Annotated in this window: 16 protein-coding genes; 14 read left to right on the top strand and 2 right to left on the bottom strand. The window is 42.5% G+C overall.

Annotated features, from left to right (window positions below):
- The first annotated feature begins 626 nt into the window (after nt 1-626).
- The 8 genes from rpmH to noc all read left to right on the top strand — a co-directional run bounded on the left by rpmH (nt 627) and on the right by noc (nt 8,118).
- The gene (gene rpmH / locus EFK13_RS21060; RefSeq protein ID WP_003178075.1) at nt 627-761 is read left to right on the top strand and encodes a 50S ribosomal protein L34; all 135 of its coding nucleotides are present in this window, start codon (nt 627-629) and stop codon (nt 759-761) included.
- 151 nt (nt 762-912) lie between these two features.
- Complete coding sequence (rnpA, locus tag EFK13_RS21055) at nt 913-1,263, top strand: ribonuclease P protein component (RefSeq protein ID WP_014481515.1); 351 nt, start codon at nt 913-915, stop codon at nt 1,261-1,263.
- A gap of 144 nt (nt 1,264-1,407) precedes the next feature.
- Nucleotides 1,408-2,193, top strand: a complete 786-nt coding sequence (gene spoIIIJ / locus EFK13_RS21050) for a YidC family membrane integrase SpoIIIJ (protein WP_010886648.1) — start codon at nt 1,408-1,410, stop codon at nt 2,191-2,193.
- Nucleotides 2,190-2,816, top strand: coding sequence for an RNA-binding cell elongation regulator Jag/EloR (jag, locus tag EFK13_RS21045; RefSeq protein WP_129506999.1), 627 nt, complete (start codon nt 2,190-2,192; stop codon nt 2,814-2,816). The genes spoIIIJ and jag overlap by 4 nt, the downstream gene beginning before the upstream one ends.
- A gap of 309 nt (nt 2,817-3,125) precedes the next feature.
- Nucleotides 3,126-4,505: a tRNA uridine-5-carboxymethylaminomethyl(34) synthesis GTPase MnmE gene (gene mnmE / locus EFK13_RS21040; RefSeq protein WP_129507000.1), complete on the top strand. Its 1,380-nt coding sequence runs from the start codon at nt 3,126-3,128 to the stop codon at nt 4,503-4,505.
- 20 nt (nt 4,506-4,525) lie between these two features.
- On the top strand, nt 4,526-6,412 hold the full coding sequence (gene mnmG, locus EFK13_RS21035) for a tRNA uridine-5-carboxymethylaminomethyl(34) synthesis enzyme MnmG (protein WP_124043788.1): 1,887 nt from the start codon (nt 4,526-4,528) through the stop codon (nt 6,410-6,412).
- A 13-nt stretch (nt 6,413-6,425) separates the two neighbouring features.
- Nucleotides 6,426-7,145, top strand: a complete 720-nt coding sequence (gene rsmG, locus EFK13_RS21030) for a 16S rRNA (guanine(527)-N(7))-methyltransferase RsmG (protein WP_129507001.1) — start codon at nt 6,426-6,428, stop codon at nt 7,143-7,145.
- 121 nt (nt 7,146-7,266) lie between these two features.
- Complete coding sequence (noc, locus tag EFK13_RS21025) at nt 7,267-8,118, top strand: nucleoid occlusion protein (RefSeq protein WP_003219249.1); 852 nt, start codon at nt 7,267-7,269, stop codon at nt 8,116-8,118.
- 49 nt (nt 8,119-8,167) lie between these two features.
- Here noc and EFK13_RS21020 read toward each other — a convergent pair whose 3' ends face one another.
- Nucleotides 8,168-8,608: a PH domain-containing protein gene (locus tag EFK13_RS21020; protein WP_129507262.1), complete on the bottom strand. Its 441-nt coding sequence runs from the start codon at nt 8,606-8,608 to the stop codon at nt 8,168-8,170.
- A gap of 246 nt (nt 8,609-8,854) precedes the next feature.
- Here EFK13_RS21020 and soj point away from each other — a divergent pair, with 246 nt between their 5' ends.
- Together soj and spo0J are read left to right on the top strand one after the other, a co-directional pair.
- A complete protein-coding gene (gene soj, locus EFK13_RS21015; protein WP_003219244.1) occupies nt 8,855-9,616 on the top strand; it encodes a sporulation initiation inhibitor protein Soj in 762 nt (253 codons plus the stop codon).
- Nucleotides 9,609-10,457 (top strand): stage 0 sporulation protein Spo0J, encoded by an 849-nt coding sequence (gene spo0J / locus EFK13_RS21010; RefSeq protein ID WP_129507002.1) that lies wholly within the window; start codon nt 9,609-9,611, stop codon nt 10,455-10,457. Before soj ends, spo0J begins: the two co-directional genes overlap by 8 nt.
- A gap of 37 nt (nt 10,458-10,494) precedes the next feature.
- On the opposite strand, the gene yyaC is transcribed toward spo0J, so the two are convergent.
- Nucleotides 10,495-11,112 carry a spore protease YyaC gene (gene yyaC / locus EFK13_RS21005; protein ID WP_129507003.1) on the bottom strand — a complete coding sequence of 206 codons (618 nt, stop codon included), beginning with the start codon at nt 11,110-11,112 and terminating at the stop codon, nt 10,495-10,497.
- A 571-nt stretch (nt 11,113-11,683) separates the two neighbouring features.
- On the opposite strand from yyaC, the gene EFK13_RS21000 reads away from it, so the two are divergent.
- The 4 genes from EFK13_RS21000 (at nt 11,684) to ychF (ending at nt 16,282) form a co-directional block, all read left to right on the top strand.
- Nucleotides 11,684-12,700 carry a YkvI family membrane protein gene (locus EFK13_RS21000; protein WP_129507263.1) on the top strand — a complete coding sequence of 339 codons (1,017 nt, stop codon included), beginning with the start codon at nt 11,684-11,686 and terminating at the stop codon, nt 12,698-12,700.
- Between the two features lie 93 nt (nt 12,701-12,793).
- A complete protein-coding gene (locus EFK13_RS20995) occupies nt 12,794-13,000 on the top strand; it encodes a DUF951 domain-containing protein (RefSeq protein WP_129507004.1) in 207 nt (68 codons plus the stop codon).
- A 51-nt stretch (nt 13,001-13,051) separates the two neighbouring features.
- Entirely contained in the window at nt 13,052-15,055 is a 2,004-nt protein-coding gene (locus EFK13_RS20990) for a molybdopterin-dependent oxidoreductase (RefSeq protein WP_129507005.1), read from the top strand.
- Nucleotides 15,056-15,181: 126 nt separating this feature from the next.
- A complete protein-coding gene (ychF, locus tag EFK13_RS20985) occupies nt 15,182-16,282 on the top strand; it encodes a redox-regulated ATPase YchF (protein ID WP_103747987.1) in 1,101 nt (366 codons plus the stop codon).
- Nucleotides 16,283-16,320: the final 38 nt, after the last annotated feature.

Raw genomic sequence — 16,320 nt, 5'->3', positions numbered from 1 at the left:
CTTCCGGCACGTCCCTCCTTTTCATAGAAAATAGTGTCTTTTTCTGTTATAGAACACAAAAAAAGAGCAAATGGCGTTTGCCATTCGTACACATTAAATGTTGAAAACATATAATATAGTAGATAAATAGCTTTTCGACAAATTTCACAACTTGTGGACAACCTTCTACACAAGCTGTGTGAAATCAATCCACAACTTATCCACACTTTGTGGATAAAGAGGAAAGGTAAGATTAGTAATCAAGAGTTAAAACACAAATATAATACCAAAATAAATGAGAGCTTGCAATGGTTGTCACAATCTTATCCACAAAGCGGACAACCTGTTGAAAAATTCTTGTCCACAGGGGTTGGTAATGTGAAAATGTTGTCGATAACCTTTGTGGATATTAAAAAATGGCGAAAAAGATATCCACATTCGTGATTTTAGAGGCAAATTGTTTGGATTTGTCTTTTTTTCGTTAAATTAAGGAATCTAAAAAATAAGGTTTCGAAAGTTGAAAAGGTATGTTATCCTATTATGGTTGCAAGAAATAAAAGCACTAGTGAAGTTGACAATGAATAGGTAACACAAATATAATAAGTAAGACTGTCTTTAACAGCTATTCCTCGAGGGAGGTGTCATAAATGAAAAGAACATTCCAACCGAATAACCGTAAACGCAGTAAAGTTCATGGCTTCAGAAGCCGTATGAGTTCAAAAAACGGTCGTCTAGTTTTAGCACGCCGTCGCCGCAAAGGCAGAAAAGTATTATCAGCTTAGGCCACTGAATAATGTCAGTGGTCTTTTTTCACATTATGGGAAAAGATAGATGTGATGCATAATGAATCGGGGCTTGCTCCCTGGTTCTGATGCATCTCATTTTCGTAATAAATTCTAAAAGTTTCTGCCAGCCAGTATCGGAGTGAGTCATTTGAAGAAGCGAAATCGTTTAAAGAAAAATGAAGATTTTCAAAAAGTGTTTAAGCATGGGACATCAGTAGCGAACCGCCAGTTTGTCTTATATACGCTTGATCAGCCTGAAAACGATGAGCTGCGTGTCGGGCTTTCCGTCAGCAAAAAAATTGGCAACGCTGTGATGCGAAACCGGATTAAACGTTTGATTCGGCAGGCTTTTCTTGAAGAGAAAGAGAGACTGAAGGAAAAGGATTATATCATTATTGCGAGAAAACCGGCGAGCCAGCTGACATTTGAGGAAACGAAAAAAAGTCTGCAGCATCTTTTCAGGAAGTCTTCTTTATATAAGAAATCTTCGTCAAAGTAGGAATTGCCACTGCTTTCTTACAACTTTTAAAAGCGCTTCCTTTCTGGTTGATCAGAAAAAGACACCATTTAAAACTGAAAGATGCTAAAATACATACAAGTATGCTTTGCAATAAAAGAGTGTAAAGATTAATTATAGGAGGAAATGTTGTTGAAAAGGAGAATAGGGTTGCTATTAAGTATGGTTGGCGTATTCATGCTTTTGGCTGGATGCTCAAGTGTGAAAGAGCCGATCACTGCAGATAGTCCGCATTTTTGGGACAAGTACGTAGTATATCCATTGTCTGAGCTCATTACGTATGTAGCGAAATTGACGGGAGATAACTATGGACTTTCAATTATTCTTGTTACCATTTTAATTCGTTTATTAATTTTGCCGCTGATGATTAAGCAGCTGAGAAGTTCAAAAGCGATGCAGGCGTTACAGCCGGAAATGCAAAAGCTCAAAGAAAAATACAGCTCAAAGGATCAAAAAACGCAGCAAAAGCTTCAGCAGGAAACAATGGCTTTATTCCAAAAGCATGGTGTCAATCCGTTGGCGGGTTGTTTCCCGATTTTAATCCAGATGCCGATTTTAATTGGGTTCTATCATGCGATTATGAGAACACAAGCGATTTCAGAGCATAGTTTCTTATGGTTTGACTTAGGGGAGAAAGATCCTTACTATATTCTTCCTATCGTTGCCGGTGTCGCCACATTTGTTCAGCAAAAACTTATGATGGCAGGAAACGCGCAGCAAAATCCGCAAATGGCGATGATGCTTTGGATTATGCCAATAATGATTATCGTATTTGCGATCAACTTCCCGGCAGCTCTTTCTCTTTATTGGGTAGTCGGTAACTTGTTTATGATTGCGCAAACTTTCCTCATTAAAGGGCCTGATATTAAAAAAAATCCTGAGCCGCAAAAAGCCGGAGGAAAGAAAAAGTGAGGGATGTGACTGCTGCAGGGCGAAATGTCGATGAAGCAGTACAGTCCGGATTGCAAGAGCTGGGATTAACGAGGGACAAGGTAGAAATTACCGTTATTGAAAAGGGAAACAAAGGGTTTCTCGGTATTTTTGGAAAAAAGCAAGCGGTCGTAAAGCTGGTTGAAAAGATTGATCCGATTCAGCAAGCGAAGTCTTATCTTCAAACGATTGTCGAAGCGATTGCCGGGAAGTCTGATGTGACTGTTCAAGAAAGCAAAAAGACAGTGAGTTTCCATATAACAGGTGAAAAAGCGGCATTGTTGATTGGGAAAAGAGGGCAAACCTTAAATGCCCTTGAAACTTTGACACAGCTTGCCCTTAACCGTTATCCAGGCCAATATAAAAATGTGATGGTGGATGCAGAAAACTATCGTTTGAAAAGAAAAGATACATTGAGTCAGCTGGCCATCAGGCTTGCAGATCAGGCTTTGAAAACGAAAAAAGCAGTTCATCTTGAACCTATGCCGTCCAGTGAAAGAAAAATCATTCATGATACTCTTTCTGGATATGCTAACCACCAGATCAAAACGTATTCAATGGGTGAAGGCGAAAATCGCCATCTCGTTATTTCCCATAAAAGATAGCAGAAAACCGAAGTCCGGTAAAAATCGGATTTCGGTTTTTTTGTATGAGAAAAATCTATTTTTCCTAGTAATATCAAGCTTTTGCCGTTTAAGTTTTTTCTTTTTAGGTGTATCCTGTTGATAAAAAGGAAGTTCAGGAAATAAAATTAATTGTTATTCACATGTGGATAAGTTAAAGTAATAGGGGACGAATTTCTAATTCTGTGGATAACAAATCTTCCACTTCGAACCAAACTATGTTATCTTTTAGTTTTGGCATAAAAAAATTTTTTATATAGATGAAAGTATAAGTAAAGAGAGGTGAACAGCATGGATACAATTGCAGCAATTTCCACTCCGATGGGAGAAGGCGCGATTGCGATTGTACGGTTGAGCGGACCAGAAGCAATTCAAATCGCAGATAAAATGTATAAAGGGCCGAAGGGGAAAACACTCAGCTCGGTCGATTCACATACGATTCATTATGGTCATATCGTAGACAGACCTTCGGATCGTGTCGTTGAGGAAGTAATGGTATCAGTGTTAAAAGCACCGAGAACTTTTACACGGGAAGATGTCATCGAAATTAACTGTCACGGGGGAATTGTGACTGTGAACCAAGTGCTTCAGCTCGCATTGAGAGAGGGAGCGAGACTGGCTGAACCCGGTGAATTTACGAAACGCGCGTTTTTAAACGGCCGAATCGATCTTTCACAGGCGGAAGCGGTTATGGACTTAATCAGAGCGAAAACGGACCGGGCAATGAACGTCGCCATGAATCAAATGGAAGGGCGTCTTTCTGCTTTGGTGCGCCGTTTGCGCAGTGAGATTTTAGAAACGCTGGCTCATGTTGAGGTGAATATCGATTATCCGGAGTACGATGATGTAGAAGAAATGACGCATCAGCTTTTGGTTGAAAAGGCAACCGCCGTGAAAAAAGAAATTGAGGCGCTGCTGAGAACGTCAGAGCAAGGAAAAATCTTGCGTGAAGGTCTTTCAACTGTCATTATCGGCCGGCCGAATGTAGGGAAATCATCTCTTCTGAACAGCCTTGTTCATGAGGCAAAAGCCATTGTCACCGATATTCCCGGAACGACTCGGGATGTTATTGAGGAATACGTGAATGTAAGGGGCGTTCCGCTTCGTCTGGTTGATACAGCGGGTATTCGTGAAACAGAGGATATTGTTGAACGAATTGGTGTTGAACGTTCTCGTCAGGTTCTAAAGGAAGCGGACCTGATTTTACTTGTGCTTAATTATAGTGAAGAGCTTTCTGAAGAAGACGTGAAGCTTTTTGAAGCCGTAGAGGGCATGGACGTTATCGTGATTATGAATAAGACTGACCTTGATGCGAAGATTGACAGTGAGCGTGTCCGTGAGCTTGCCAATGGACGTCCTGTTGTTACGACATCTCTATTAAAAGAAGAAGGCGTCAATGATTTGGAAGAAGCGATTCAATCGCTGTTCTACACGGGTGCCATTGAAAGCGGAGATCTGACTTATGTCAGCAACACACGTCATATCTCTATTTTACAGCAAGCAAAACGCGCCATTGAAGATGCGCTTAGCGGCATCGAACAGGATGTCCCGATCGACATGGTGCAAATCGACCTTACAAGATGCTGGGAGCTTTTGGGTGAAATCATCGGAGATTCTGTCCACGAAAGCTTAATTGATCAGCTCTTTTCACAATTCTGTTTAGGAAAATAATAAAAGGAGGAACTAGAATCATGGGGTATGAAGCAGGCCAATACGATGTGATTGTGATTGGCGCCGGGCATGCCGGTGTTGAGGCTGCCCTCGCATCAGCACGCCAAGGCGCCAAAACGCTTGTCTTGACCATCAACCTAGATATGGTTGCATTTATGCCATGTAATCCGTCTGTCGGCGGACCCGCAAAAGGGATTGTCGTCCGCGAAATTGACGCGCTCGGCGGAGAAATGGGCAGAAACATCGATAAAACGCATATTCAAATGAGAATGCTGAATACTGGAAAAGGTCCTGCAGTTCGTGCATTGCGTGCGCAAGCAGACAAATTCCAATATCAGCACGAAATGAAAAATACGCTTGAAAAAGAACCAAATTTAACATTGCTGCAAGGAATTGTGGAGCGGCTGATCGTTGAAGATGGCGAATGCCGCGGTGTGATTACACAAACCGGCGCGCATTATCGAGCGAAAGCAGTTGTCATGACGACAGGGACATATTTAAGAGGACGAATCATTCTTGGAGATCTGTCTTACTCAAGCGGTCCAAATAACCAGCAGCCTTCTATTAAGCTTTCTGAGCATTTGGAGGAACTGGGCTTTGACCTTGTTCGTTTTAAAACAGGTACGCCGCCTCGCGTCAAAAGCGACACGATTGATTACAGCAAAACGGAAATTCAGCCTGGTGACGAAGTGCCTCGCGCTTTCTCATATGAAACAGTGGAATATATTACAGATCAGCTTCCTTGCTGGCTGACATATACAAGCCCTGAGACACATGAGATTATTGACAGCAACCTGCACCGTTCACCGATGTATTCCGGTATGATTAAAGGTACGGGCCCACGATATTGCCCATCCATTGAAGATAAAGTTGTCCGTTTTAATGATAAACCGCGTCACCAAATTTTCCTTGAGCCGGAAGGCAGAAATACGCAGGAAGTCTATGTTCAAGGTTTATCTACAAGTCTTCCAGAAGACGTACAGCAAAGAATGCTTGCAACGATTCCGGGTCTTGAAAACGTGCAAATGATGAGAGCCGGCTATGCGATCGAGTACGATGCGATTGTACCGACACAGCTGTGGCCGACACTTGAAACGAAAAAAATCACAAACCTTTATACTGCAGGGCAAATTAACGGAACATCCGGTTATGAGGAAGCTGCGGGACAAGGAATTATGGCCGGAATCAATGCAGGACGAAAAGCGCTTGGAAAAGAAGAAGTGATTCTAAGCCGTTCTGACGCCTACATTGGTGTTCTGATTGATGACCTTGTGACAAAAGGAACCAACGAACCATACCGTCTTTTGACATCGCGTGCTGAATACAGATTGCTACTTCGCCATGACAATGCTGATTTGCGTCTGACAGAAATCGGACACCGCATTGGATTGATTTCTGATGAGCGCTATGCAGCTTTTGAGAAGAAAAAAGCGGCGATTGAAGCGGAGAAAAAACGTCTGCATGCTGTGATTATCAAGCCGTCTCCGGAAAATCAAGAATATATCCGTTCTCTTGGCGGAAGCGAATTGAAAGATGGAGTTCGCGGCACAGACTTGATGAAACGTCCTGAAATGAACTATGAAACAGTCACCAAACTGGCGCCGCCAGAAGTGCCGGTTCCGCAAGACGTATCAGAACAAGTAGAAATCCAAGTGAAATATGAAGGATATATTGAAAAATCTCTTCAGCAAGTGGAAAAACTGAAGAAGATGGAAAACAAAAAAATTCCGGATCGAATTGATTATGACGCCATTAAAGGGATCGCAACCGAGGCGCGTCAAAAATTGAAAAACGTGCGTCCTTTGTCTGTTGCCCAAGCTTCCCGCATTTCCGGTGTAAACCCGGCGGACATTTCAATTCTATTGGTGTATTTAGAGCAGGGACGCATTGCGAAGATAGCCGAATAGAAAGGATGACGGCATGAATATTGAAGAATTCACTTCTGGTTTGGCGGAAAAAGGGATTTCCCTTTCTCCCCGTCAGCTGGAGCAATTTGAGCTTTATTACGACATGCTGGTTGAATGGAACGAGAAAATCAATCTGACTTCTATTACAGAGAAGAAAGAAGTGTATCTTAAACATTTTTATGATTCCATTACAGCCGCTTTTTATGTCGACTTCAATCAAGTGAACACGATTTGTGATGTCGGAGCGGGAGCGGGTTTTCCGAGTCTTCCGATTAAAATATGCTTTCCGCACCTCCATGTCACAATCGTGGATTCACTAAACAAACGGATTACGTTTTTAGAAAAATTGTCTGAAGCTTTGCAATTGGAGAATACGACATTCTGCCATGACAGAGCTGAAACATTCGGACAACGGAAAGACGTACGGGAAAGCTATGATATTGTGACGGCACGAGCAGTTGCGAGATTATCTGTTTTGAGTGAGCTTTGCTTGCCTCTAGTGAAGAAAAACGGTTTATTTGTTGCTTTAAAAGCCGCATCAGCAGAAGAAGAACTGAATGCAGGCAAAAAAGCGATCACGACGCTTGGGGGAGAACTTGAGAATCTCCATTCCTTTAAGCTGCCTATTGAAGAAAGCGATCGTAATATTATGGTGATACGCAAGATAAAAAATACACCTAAGAAGTATCCAAGAAAACCGGGAACTCCTAATAAATCGCCAATTGAAGGGTAATTTAGACAGCCTGATATGACAATACCATCATATTTTCATCAAAATTGATGGATGTACAGCAGGAAAAACCATGAGAAAATAGAATTATAAAAATGGCAGTTTTTAAAGGTGGTGTAGGTACATGAAGCATTCATTCTCTCGTTTCTTCGGGCTTGGTGAGAAGGAACAGGAACCGGAGATTGCTGAACATGAGACAAACAAAGAAGAGATTCTGGAAATACCGGTAAATGCTATCGTTCCCAACCGTTTTCAGCCACGCACCATTTTCTCAGATGAAAAAATCAAAGAGTTAGCAATGACCATTCATACACACGGCATTATTCAGCCGATTGTTGTCAGGCATACAGAAGAAGAAGGCCAATACGAACTCATTGCAGGTGAAAGACGCTGGAGAGCGGTGCAATCGCTCGAGTGGGAAAAGATTCCGGCTATTATTAAGGATTTTTCCGACACGGAAACCGCTTCTGTGGCGTTAATTGAAAACTTGCAGCGGGAAGAACTGTCTTCTATTGAGGAAGCGCATGCCTATGCTCGGCTTCTTGAACTTCATGATTTAACACAGGAAGCACTCGCACAGCGTTTAGGAAAAGGGCAGTCCACAATTGCCAATAAGCTGCGGTTATTAAAGCTGCCTCAGCCGGTCCAAGACGCAATTATGGAGAAGAAAATCACTGAGCGTCATGCCAGAGCGCTGATTCCGCTGAAACAGCCTGAGCTCCAAGTCACACTGCTCACAGAGATTATCGAGAAAAGCTTAAATGTAAAGCAGACGGAAGACCGCGTGGTGAAAATGCTGGAGCAAGGCCAGAGAAAACCAAAGCCGAGACGCAAAGCATTCAGCAGAGATACAAGAATTGCAATGAACACAATTCGCCAGTCGCTATCAATGGTTGAAGACAGCGGTGTAAAATTGAATACGGAAGAAGAAGAATTTGAAGAATATATTCAATTAACGATTCGCATACCAAAATAAAAGCTCTCCTGAAAAGCAGGAGAGCTTTTTGTATTTGTATAAAAGGGAATTAATTACTTTTAGTGAGTTTTGTTATATTAGAATTCTTTTCTTCGAGCTTGTGGATAAATTCTTCGGTATTTTGCGGTGAAATCACTGCATGTCCCCATCCCCCCTGATAATATATTGTGATGGCATGACGAGAGCCGATCAGACGAAAACCTGACCACAGCTTCTTTTTTTGAACCACTTTATCGATTTTTTCGTAAGGAATTTGATGTTTGATCATTCCGGCTTTAATGATCAGGTGGTGATCCTTTAATACATATTTCAAATCAATAAAGCTCCAAATGATAAGCACATTTAAGAGAGTCATCAGCGTAAAAATGATCCAGCCTGTAATCCTCACATTTCCCAGCACAAAAGGAACAATGGCATCTGCTTGTATCAGTAATATAAGAAACACAATCATCAGCGTAACGGGTACATCTCTCTTTGTTTTATAAACCATATTCTCACCGCCCTGTTTGACGTTCTGCACTGAAACTTCTTCTTTTTTTCTTTGGAAAATTCCTCTTTTAAGTCAAAAAAACATAGAAATTGTAGAATTTATAAGAGAAAGCATATGGGGCGATTGAATTTTCAATTATTTCCCTTCTGATTCGAAACAAAATGATGAAAAAAATGAAACGCTTTAATCTTTTTTTGATAGAATAGAAGCAAGATAGTACATGTTCATGTGAAAGTAGGTGACATCGTGGGAAAAATCATAGCAATTACGAACCAAAAAGGCGGGGTTGGAAAAACAACGACGTCTGTCAACCTTGGGGCATGCTTAGCTTACATAGGGAAAAGGGTTCTGCTGGTAGATATTGATCCGCAGGGCAATGCGACAAGCGGGTTAGGGATTGAAAAAGCCGATGTAGAGCAGTGTGTGTACGATATTTTAGTAGATGATGCAGATGTAATAGATATTATTAAAGCAACGACAGTAGAGAATTTGGACGTCATTCCTGCGACGATTCAGCTTGCTGGAGCTGAGATCGAGCTGGTTCCGACGATTTCAAGAGAAGTGAGATTGAAGAGGGCGCTTGAAGCAGTAAAGCAGAATTATGATTATATTATCATTGATTGTCCGCCATCATTGGGGCTGCTGACGATTAATGCTCTTACTGCTTCAGATTCCGTTGTGATTCCTGTACAGTGCGAATATTATGCTTTAGAGGGACTCAGCCAGTTATTAAATACAGTGCGTCTTGTACAAAAGCATTTGAATACGGATTTAATGATTGAAGGTGTATTGCTTACAATGCTTGATGCTCGGACGAATCTCGGCATTCAAGTCATTGAAGAGGTTAAAAAATATTTTAGAGATAAAGTATATAAGACGGTTATTCCGCGTAATGTCCGTCTAAGCGAGGCACCGAGTCACGGAAAACCCATCATTTTATACGATCCGCGGTCAAGAGGTGCGGAAGTATATTTAGATTTAGCAAAGGAAGTGGCTGCGAATGGCTAAAGGCCTTGGAAAAGGGATTAATGCGTTATTTAATCAGGTCGATTTGTCTGAAGAGACAGTTGAAGAAATAAAAGTTGCCGATTTACGCCCTAATCCTTATCAGCCAAGAAAACACTTTGCTGACGAGGCATTAGCTGAACTAAAAGAATCAGTGCTGCAGCATGGCATTCTTCAGCCGCTTATCGTCAGAAAATCTTTAAAAGGCTATGATATTGTTGCGGGTGAACGGCGTTTTCGCGCGGCAAAGCTGGCGGGTTTAGAGACGGTTCCGGCGATTGTCCGTGAATTATCAGAGGCATTAATGAGAGAAATTGCTTTATTAGAAAACCTTCAGCGTGAAGATTTATCGCCGCTTGAAGAGGCTCAGGCCTATGACTCCTTGCTGAAACACTTAGACCTCACGCAAGAACAGCTTGCCAAACGTCTCGGGAAAAGCAGGCCGCATATTGCGAATCATTTAAGATTGCTGACACTGCCAGAAAACATTCAGCAGCTTATTGCCGAAGGTACGCTTTCTATGGGACATGGACGCACGCTTCTGGGCCTAAAAAACAAAAATAAGCTTGAACCGCTTGTACAAAAAGTGATTGCAGAGCAGCTCAATGTCCGTCAGCTTGAACAGTTGATTCAGCAGTTGAATCAGAATGTTTCACGTGAAACAAAGAAAAAAGAACCTGTGAAAGACGCAGTTCTAAAAGAACGAGAATCTTATCTCCAAAATTACTTTGGAACAACGGTTAATATTAAAAGACAAAAGAAAAAAGGCAAAATCGAAATTGAATTTTTCTCTAATGAAGATCTTGACCGGATTTTAGAGCTTTTGTCTGAACGTGAATCATAAAACAAAAACCATCTTTCTAGGGAAGATGGTTTTTGTTTTAGATTCGGCCAGTGAGCTTTTGCAACGGGTTTAGGCGTTCCTGCCTCCACTCTGTCCGATCTGCTAAACTTAATCCTTCTGCAAGAACATTTGCCATATTCATGACCAAATGCAGTCTTGTATTTTGCAAAACAAAGTATTCCATAAAACCACTCACATTCACAATCCCGTTAATATGAAGATCTCCCACTTCAGGAAGGTCTTTTTGCACTCCGGCTCCAGGCTTTACCGGCCCTTCTCCGATTTGGAACGATCCTACACTTTTGACGCGTCCTAAGCATGCATCAACCGCTATGATAAATGGGTTTTTATGTATTTTTTGAATGTCGCTGATTTTATCCTTCATGTTCACCGCATGGACGGGATCAGATAATGTTCCATAGATATGGAATCTGGTGAGTGGCATCTGTTTGAGTTTCATTCCTACGAGCGGACCTAATGAATCACCGGTTGAACGGTCTGTTCCGATACAAACCACAACAATTGGTTTGCCGGCAGCTTTACGTAAGGATGAAGAAAGTATGGTTTGGATTTGTTTTGCCGCAGCTGCATCTGTATGTGAAACATATTGCTTTACTCGTTCCTGAGAGGAAAAAAGCCCGCCTTTTCGATTCATAGGTTTCACTTCCTTGTTATAGTAGGTAACAGAATTGATATAGTGTGTGGTTCAGTTATGTAAGGTTGTTTACAGTATATCCAGCAGTACGTTTTTTTATGCTTCGTGTATGACATGGGATATTTTTAAAATAGAGGGTATGATATGGACCGTTAGAGGGTTGATTACAAATATTGTGCCCTAATGCCTCGATTATGATCAAGATATGGTCTGCTTACAAAACAATGAAAATCATTTGTGCAGATAGTCACAATGTTGAGAAAGTCAAAGATTGCAGTTTCAGAAGTGATTTTCAATCTGTCAGTATGCCCGATCTGGCCATACTGATCGTTGGGTCTGCCGGACACGCAACATGGGAGATGTAGTGAAGAATGAGTTTCATTCCTTATTTCCGCGGAAAAAACTATTATTTCATTTTTAGACTGCCTGTACTGGCAGTCTTTTTTATGTGTATTTTGTACGATAATTTCACCTTATGGCCAATGACTATGAAAATATGGCATGTTTGCTTTCTGTTATTTATATAGTAACAATAACGGGAACAAGCCGAACTCTGTGCTATGAGGTGATGATGTTGTGGAGAGCCGGAATGAAGTGGATGCTGCTCATTTTAGGGAGCCTGATCGGTGCCGGATATGCGAGCGGCCAGGAGATATGGCAGTTTTTTGGAGCGGAAAGCGGACTTGCTATTGTGCTTTTTACGATCATGTTTATGTTTTCGTCTTATATTGTGATGAAAATCAGTTTTAAAGTACAATCCACTCATTTTCTGCCCGTTCTGGAACATTTGATGGGACCATGGCTGGCGAAAATTTATGATGTCCTTATCGTTTTTTATTTGTTTTCGACGACGATGGTGATGATTGCCGGAGGCGGTGTGACTCTGCAAATGTACAAGCTTCCTTTCTGGTGGGGAATTGCGCTGATTTGCATTGTGACAGTGTGTTTGTTTTTCTGGGATGTGAAAGGAATATTATCTGTAAATAGTATTTTAATTCCTGTGTTAGTGGCGGGTCTGTTGTATGCGCTGATCTCCTTTCAGAGCACTCATCACCATACGTGGACGATTGATTTGACTCGGCAATATAATTGGCCTGCAAGCATCACGTTTACCTCTTTAAACATCCTTTCAGTTGTCGCGATTTTATCCTCCGTCGGGAAAGAAATGAAAGGGCTCGGAGAAGCGAAAATCGCAAGTGTGGCAAGCGGTCTTATTTTTGGCGTGATCTCTTTTGTATATAATGAAACGTTAGTGGAGCTGGCTGGTTCCCTCTCTCAGTTTGAAATACCGCTGTTTGCCGTTCTGGAGGGTGCGCCTTATCTCCTCTTTTTATGTATGACGGCGGTTCTGTGCCTTGCGATATATACGACGACGGTAGCTGGTTTGCTGGGGCTTTCCAGCCGGCTGATGGCGTTTGTTCATATGCCGCGATGGATGATTGTGCTGATTCTGTTAGCGTTGATGGTGCCATTTACTTCTTTCGGATTTTCTGATTTGATCGCGTTCTTGTATCCGATATATGGGATGCTGAATTTGTATTTGTTAGTTTGTCTTCTGTTATATCCTATTTTAAGTAAATGGAAATAAGAGGATGTATTTCTTTTCGGGTATCTTGATTGCCCTTATGATCAGTTTTTTTGTACAATAGATACAGCAGTTTATGAAAAGAGGTGAAGGGTCTTGGCGGATAAAGACTTTGGCCTGAATGATGTCGTGGAAATGAAAAAACCGCATCCATGCGGAGCGAACAGCTGGAAAATTATACGCATGGGAATGGATATTCGAATTAAGTGTGAGGGATGCTCTCACAGTGTAATGATTCCGAGAAAAGAATTTGAAAGAAAAATAAAAAAAGTACTAGTCAAGCATGAGGAGCCTACTTCATAAAATAGGCCGGCACTCATGCTTTTTCATATAGAAGGTAGGGAGAAGACGGCGATGAGCAAAGTGCATCAGTCAGCATGTCCGCTGAATTGCTGGGACAGCTGCGGCTTTTTGGTGACTGTTGAGGACGGAAAGGTAACAAAAGTGGACGGAGATCCGAACCATCCGATTACGGAAGGCAAAATCTGCGGCCGCGGCAGAATGCTTGAGACAAAAACAAATTCGCCTGATCGGCTGCGTTATCCGATGAAAAAACAAAACGGCGAGTTTGTGCGGATTTCCTGGGAGCAGGCGCTTAATGAAATTGCCGATAAACTTCGGGAGATCAAGGAAACGTCGGAGACGACTGCTGTTTTGCACAGCCATGATTATGCGAATAACGGTTTGTTAAAAGCGCTTGATCAGCGTTTTTTTAATGGATATGGCGGCGTGACTGAAATCGTCGGAAGCATATGCTGGGGCTCAGGTATCGAAGCGCAAAGCTGGGATTTCGGTCGTTCGTACGGGCACGGCCCGCTTGATATTTACAATAGCAAGCATGTTGTTGTGTGGGGAAGAAATGTATCCAGAACGAATATGCACTTATACCATCACTTGCAGCAGGTGAAGAAAAAGGGCGCCACGATTACGGTAATTGATCCGATTTTCAACCCGACTGCCAAGCTTGCAGACCGCTACATTTCTGTAAAACCGGGAATGGACGGCTGGCTTGCGGCAGCCGTTTTGAAGGTCCTGATTGAGACAGGCAGAACGGATGAGACGTTTATTTCTGGGCACTCTGTCGGTTTTGATCATGTGAAAGAGCTTTTGAACACCATTTCCTTAGAAGAGTTTATTGTGAAAACAGAAACCTCGATGGAGGAGCTGGAGTATCTGGCCGGTTTGTATGCTGATGGCCCGGTATCTACTTTTATGGGGCTTGGCATGCAGCGCTATAAAAACGGCGGTGAAACGATTCGCTGGATTGATGCACTCGCTGCGGCAAGCGGAAATGTGGGAATTAAAGGCGGAGGCGCTAATTTTGGGAACGTTCAAATTGGTGAGAGCTTTGCAAAAACGAAGCTGACACTGCCGGAATTAAAAACAGCATCACGTTCATTTTCAATGATGACGCAAGCTGAAGAGGTGTTGACGGCTGCTGATCCTGCGATTGAGATGATCATTGTGACGTGCGGAAACCCGCTGACCCAGGTGCCGAATACAAATAAAGTAAGACAAGCATTTGAAAACGTGCCGATGACTGTGGCAATTGATTCCATCATGACGGATACAGCAAAACTGTGTGACTATGTTTTGCCGACAGCCACTGTTTTTGAAGAAGAAGATATCTACTATTCCAGCATGTATCACCACTACGTTCAGTACGGCAAAAAGCTTGTGGAGCCGCAGGGTGAAGCGAAGCCGGACAGCTGGATCTGGTCAGAGCTTGCAAAACGCCTTGGATTTGGCGAGCTTTTTGAGCACAGTACTGAAGAATATTTGGAGATGGGGCTTTCTTCATTGGAAGCAGAGGATGTGACGCTTGAGCGTTTAAAAGAAAAAGGCCACCTCCCTCTTCCGGTCAAGCAGGTTCCGTGGGATGACTATGAGTTTTTGACACCGAGCGGAAAATTTGAATTTACTTCGTCGTTAGCTGAAGAAAAAGGATTTAGCGGCTTGCTTCAATTAAACGTGCCCGAAGAATCTGTCTTCCATAATGAGGAGTTAGCTGGAAAGTATCCTTACACGCTATTGTCCATCCATCCGCAGCGTTCTAATCACTCTCAGCACGTGCCGTTTATTGAAAAGCTTCAGCGCATTCAGGTTGATATTTCTCCAGATATAGCGGCTGAGCAGAATCTTCAGGACGGAGATGCGGTTGCCATCTTTAATGACCGCGGACGCCTGAAGGGCAAGGTGAAAGTGATGAAGCAGGCTCATCCAAAGACGATTAATATAGATGAAGGCATGTGGGCGGCTTTTGGAGGTTCAGTCAATGCACTGACAAATGATACAAATTCCGATAATGGAATGGGAAGCACGCTTTATGACTGTTTAGTAGGCTTGAAAAAAGCATAATCAAAGGGATTAGCAGGCTGAAAATGCTTTTTTGTCAGCTTGTCTTTTCCAGTGAACCTCCTTATAATTGCTCTAGGTTCAAAATACGTTCATACAATGACGGTTTTATATAGAGGAGATGAAAGAATGGCTTTAACAGCTGGAATTGTTGGTTTGCCAAACGTCGGGAAATCAACACTATTTAACGCAATTACACAGGCCGGTGCCGAATCAGCCAACTACCCGTTCTGTACGATCGATCCAAACGTGGGAATTGTAGAAGTACCTGATGATCGTCTGCAAAAGCTGACTGAGCTGGTCAAACCAAAGAAGACTGTGCCGACTGCTTTTGAATTCACTGATATTGCAGGGATCGTAAAAGGCGCGTCTAAAGGAGAAGGACTCGGAAACAAATTCCTTTCTCACATTCGCCAGGTTGACGCGATTTGCCACGTTGTCCGTGCTTTTTCTGATGATAACATTACACACGTTTCCGGAAAAGTTGATCCGATTGATGATATTGAAACGATCAACCTTGAGCTGATCCTTGCTGATATGGAAACGGTTGAAAAGCGGATTACACGCGTCAGCAAACTTGCGAAGCAAAAAGATAAAGACGCTGTATTTGAGTTTGAGATTCTGTCTAAACTGAAAGAAGCGTTTGAGAGCGAAAAGCCTGCTCGTTCTGTTGAGTTCACTGAAGAGCAGCAAAAGCTTGTAAAGCAGCTTCATTTACTGACTTCGAAGCCTATTTTGTACGTTGCGAATGTAAGTGAAGATGAAGTGGCTGATCCGTCTGGCAATGAAAATGTAGCGAAGATTCGCGAGTATGCTGCCGGCGAAAACGCGGAAGTTATCGTTGTGTGTGCGAAAATTGAATCCGAGATCGCTGAGCTTGAGGGCGATGAAAAGCAAATGTTCCTTGAAGAGCTTGGCATTGAAGAATCAGGTCTTGATCAGCTGATCAAAGCGTCTTACTCCCTTCTTGGCCTTGCAACATATTTCACAGCCGGAGAACAGGAAGTCAGAGCTTGGACATTCAAAAAAGGCATGAAAGCCCCTGAGTGTGCAGGAATTATTCATAGTGACTTTGAGCGCGGCTTCATTCGTGCTGAAACTGTTGCTTATGAGGATCTTCTTGCGGGCGGCGGCATGGCAGGAGCCAAAGAAGCTGGAAAAGTCCGTCTCGAAGGAAAAGAGTACGTCGTTCAAGACGGAGATGTTATTCATTTCCGATTTAATGTATAGGATGCAGTTGTAAAGGGACAAGAGCTTTGGTATAATAT

This window comes from Bacillus cabrialesii (assembly GCF_004124315.2).
In the GTDB taxonomy this organism is placed as follows: Bacteria; Bacillota; Bacilli; order Bacillales; family Bacillaceae; genus Bacillus; species Bacillus cabrialesii.
This window is presented reverse-complemented; position numbering and strand designations above follow the sequence as displayed.

What these genes read in the sequence shown, in the direction of transcription:
- rpmH (WP_003178075.1), top strand. Translation starts at nt 627, where the DNA reads ATGAAAAGAACATTCCAACCGAATAACCGTAAACGCAGTAAAGTTCAT.
- spoIIIJ (WP_010886648.1), top strand. Translation starts at nt 1,408, where the DNA reads ATGTTGTTGAAAAGGAGAATAGGGTTGCTATTAAGTATGGTTGGCGTA.
- mnmE (WP_129507000.1), top strand. Translation starts at nt 3,126, where the DNA reads ATGGATACAATTGCAGCAATTTCCACTCCGATGGGAGAAGGCGCGATT.
- mnmG (WP_124043788.1), top strand. Translation starts at nt 4,526, where the DNA reads ATGGGGTATGAAGCAGGCCAATACGATGTGATTGTGATTGGCGCCGGG.
- rsmG (WP_129507001.1), top strand. Translation starts at nt 6,426, where the DNA reads ATGAATATTGAAGAATTCACTTCTGGTTTGGCGGAAAAAGGGATTTCC.
- noc (WP_003219249.1), top strand. Translation starts at nt 7,267, where the DNA reads ATGAAGCATTCATTCTCTCGTTTCTTCGGGCTTGGTGAGAAGGAACAG.
- EFK13_RS21020 (WP_129507262.1), bottom strand. Translation starts at nt 8,608, where the DNA reads ATGGTTTATAAAACAAAGAGAGATGTACCCGTTACGCTGATGATTGTG.
- spo0J (WP_129507002.1), top strand. Translation starts at nt 9,609, where the DNA reads ATGGCTAAAGGCCTTGGAAAAGGGATTAATGCGTTATTTAATCAGGTC.
- yyaC (WP_129507003.1), bottom strand. Translation starts at nt 11,112, where the DNA reads ATGAATCGAAAAGGCGGGCTTTTTTCCTCTCAGGAACGAGTAAAGCAA.
- EFK13_RS21000 (WP_129507263.1), top strand. Translation starts at nt 11,684, where the DNA reads ATGTTGTGGAGAGCCGGAATGAAGTGGATGCTGCTCATTTTAGGGAGC.
- EFK13_RS20990 (WP_129507005.1), top strand. Translation starts at nt 13,052, where the DNA reads ATGAGCAAAGTGCATCAGTCAGCATGTCCGCTGAATTGCTGGGACAGC.
- ychF (WP_103747987.1), top strand. Translation starts at nt 15,182, where the DNA reads ATGGCTTTAACAGCTGGAATTGTTGGTTTGCCAAACGTCGGGAAATCA.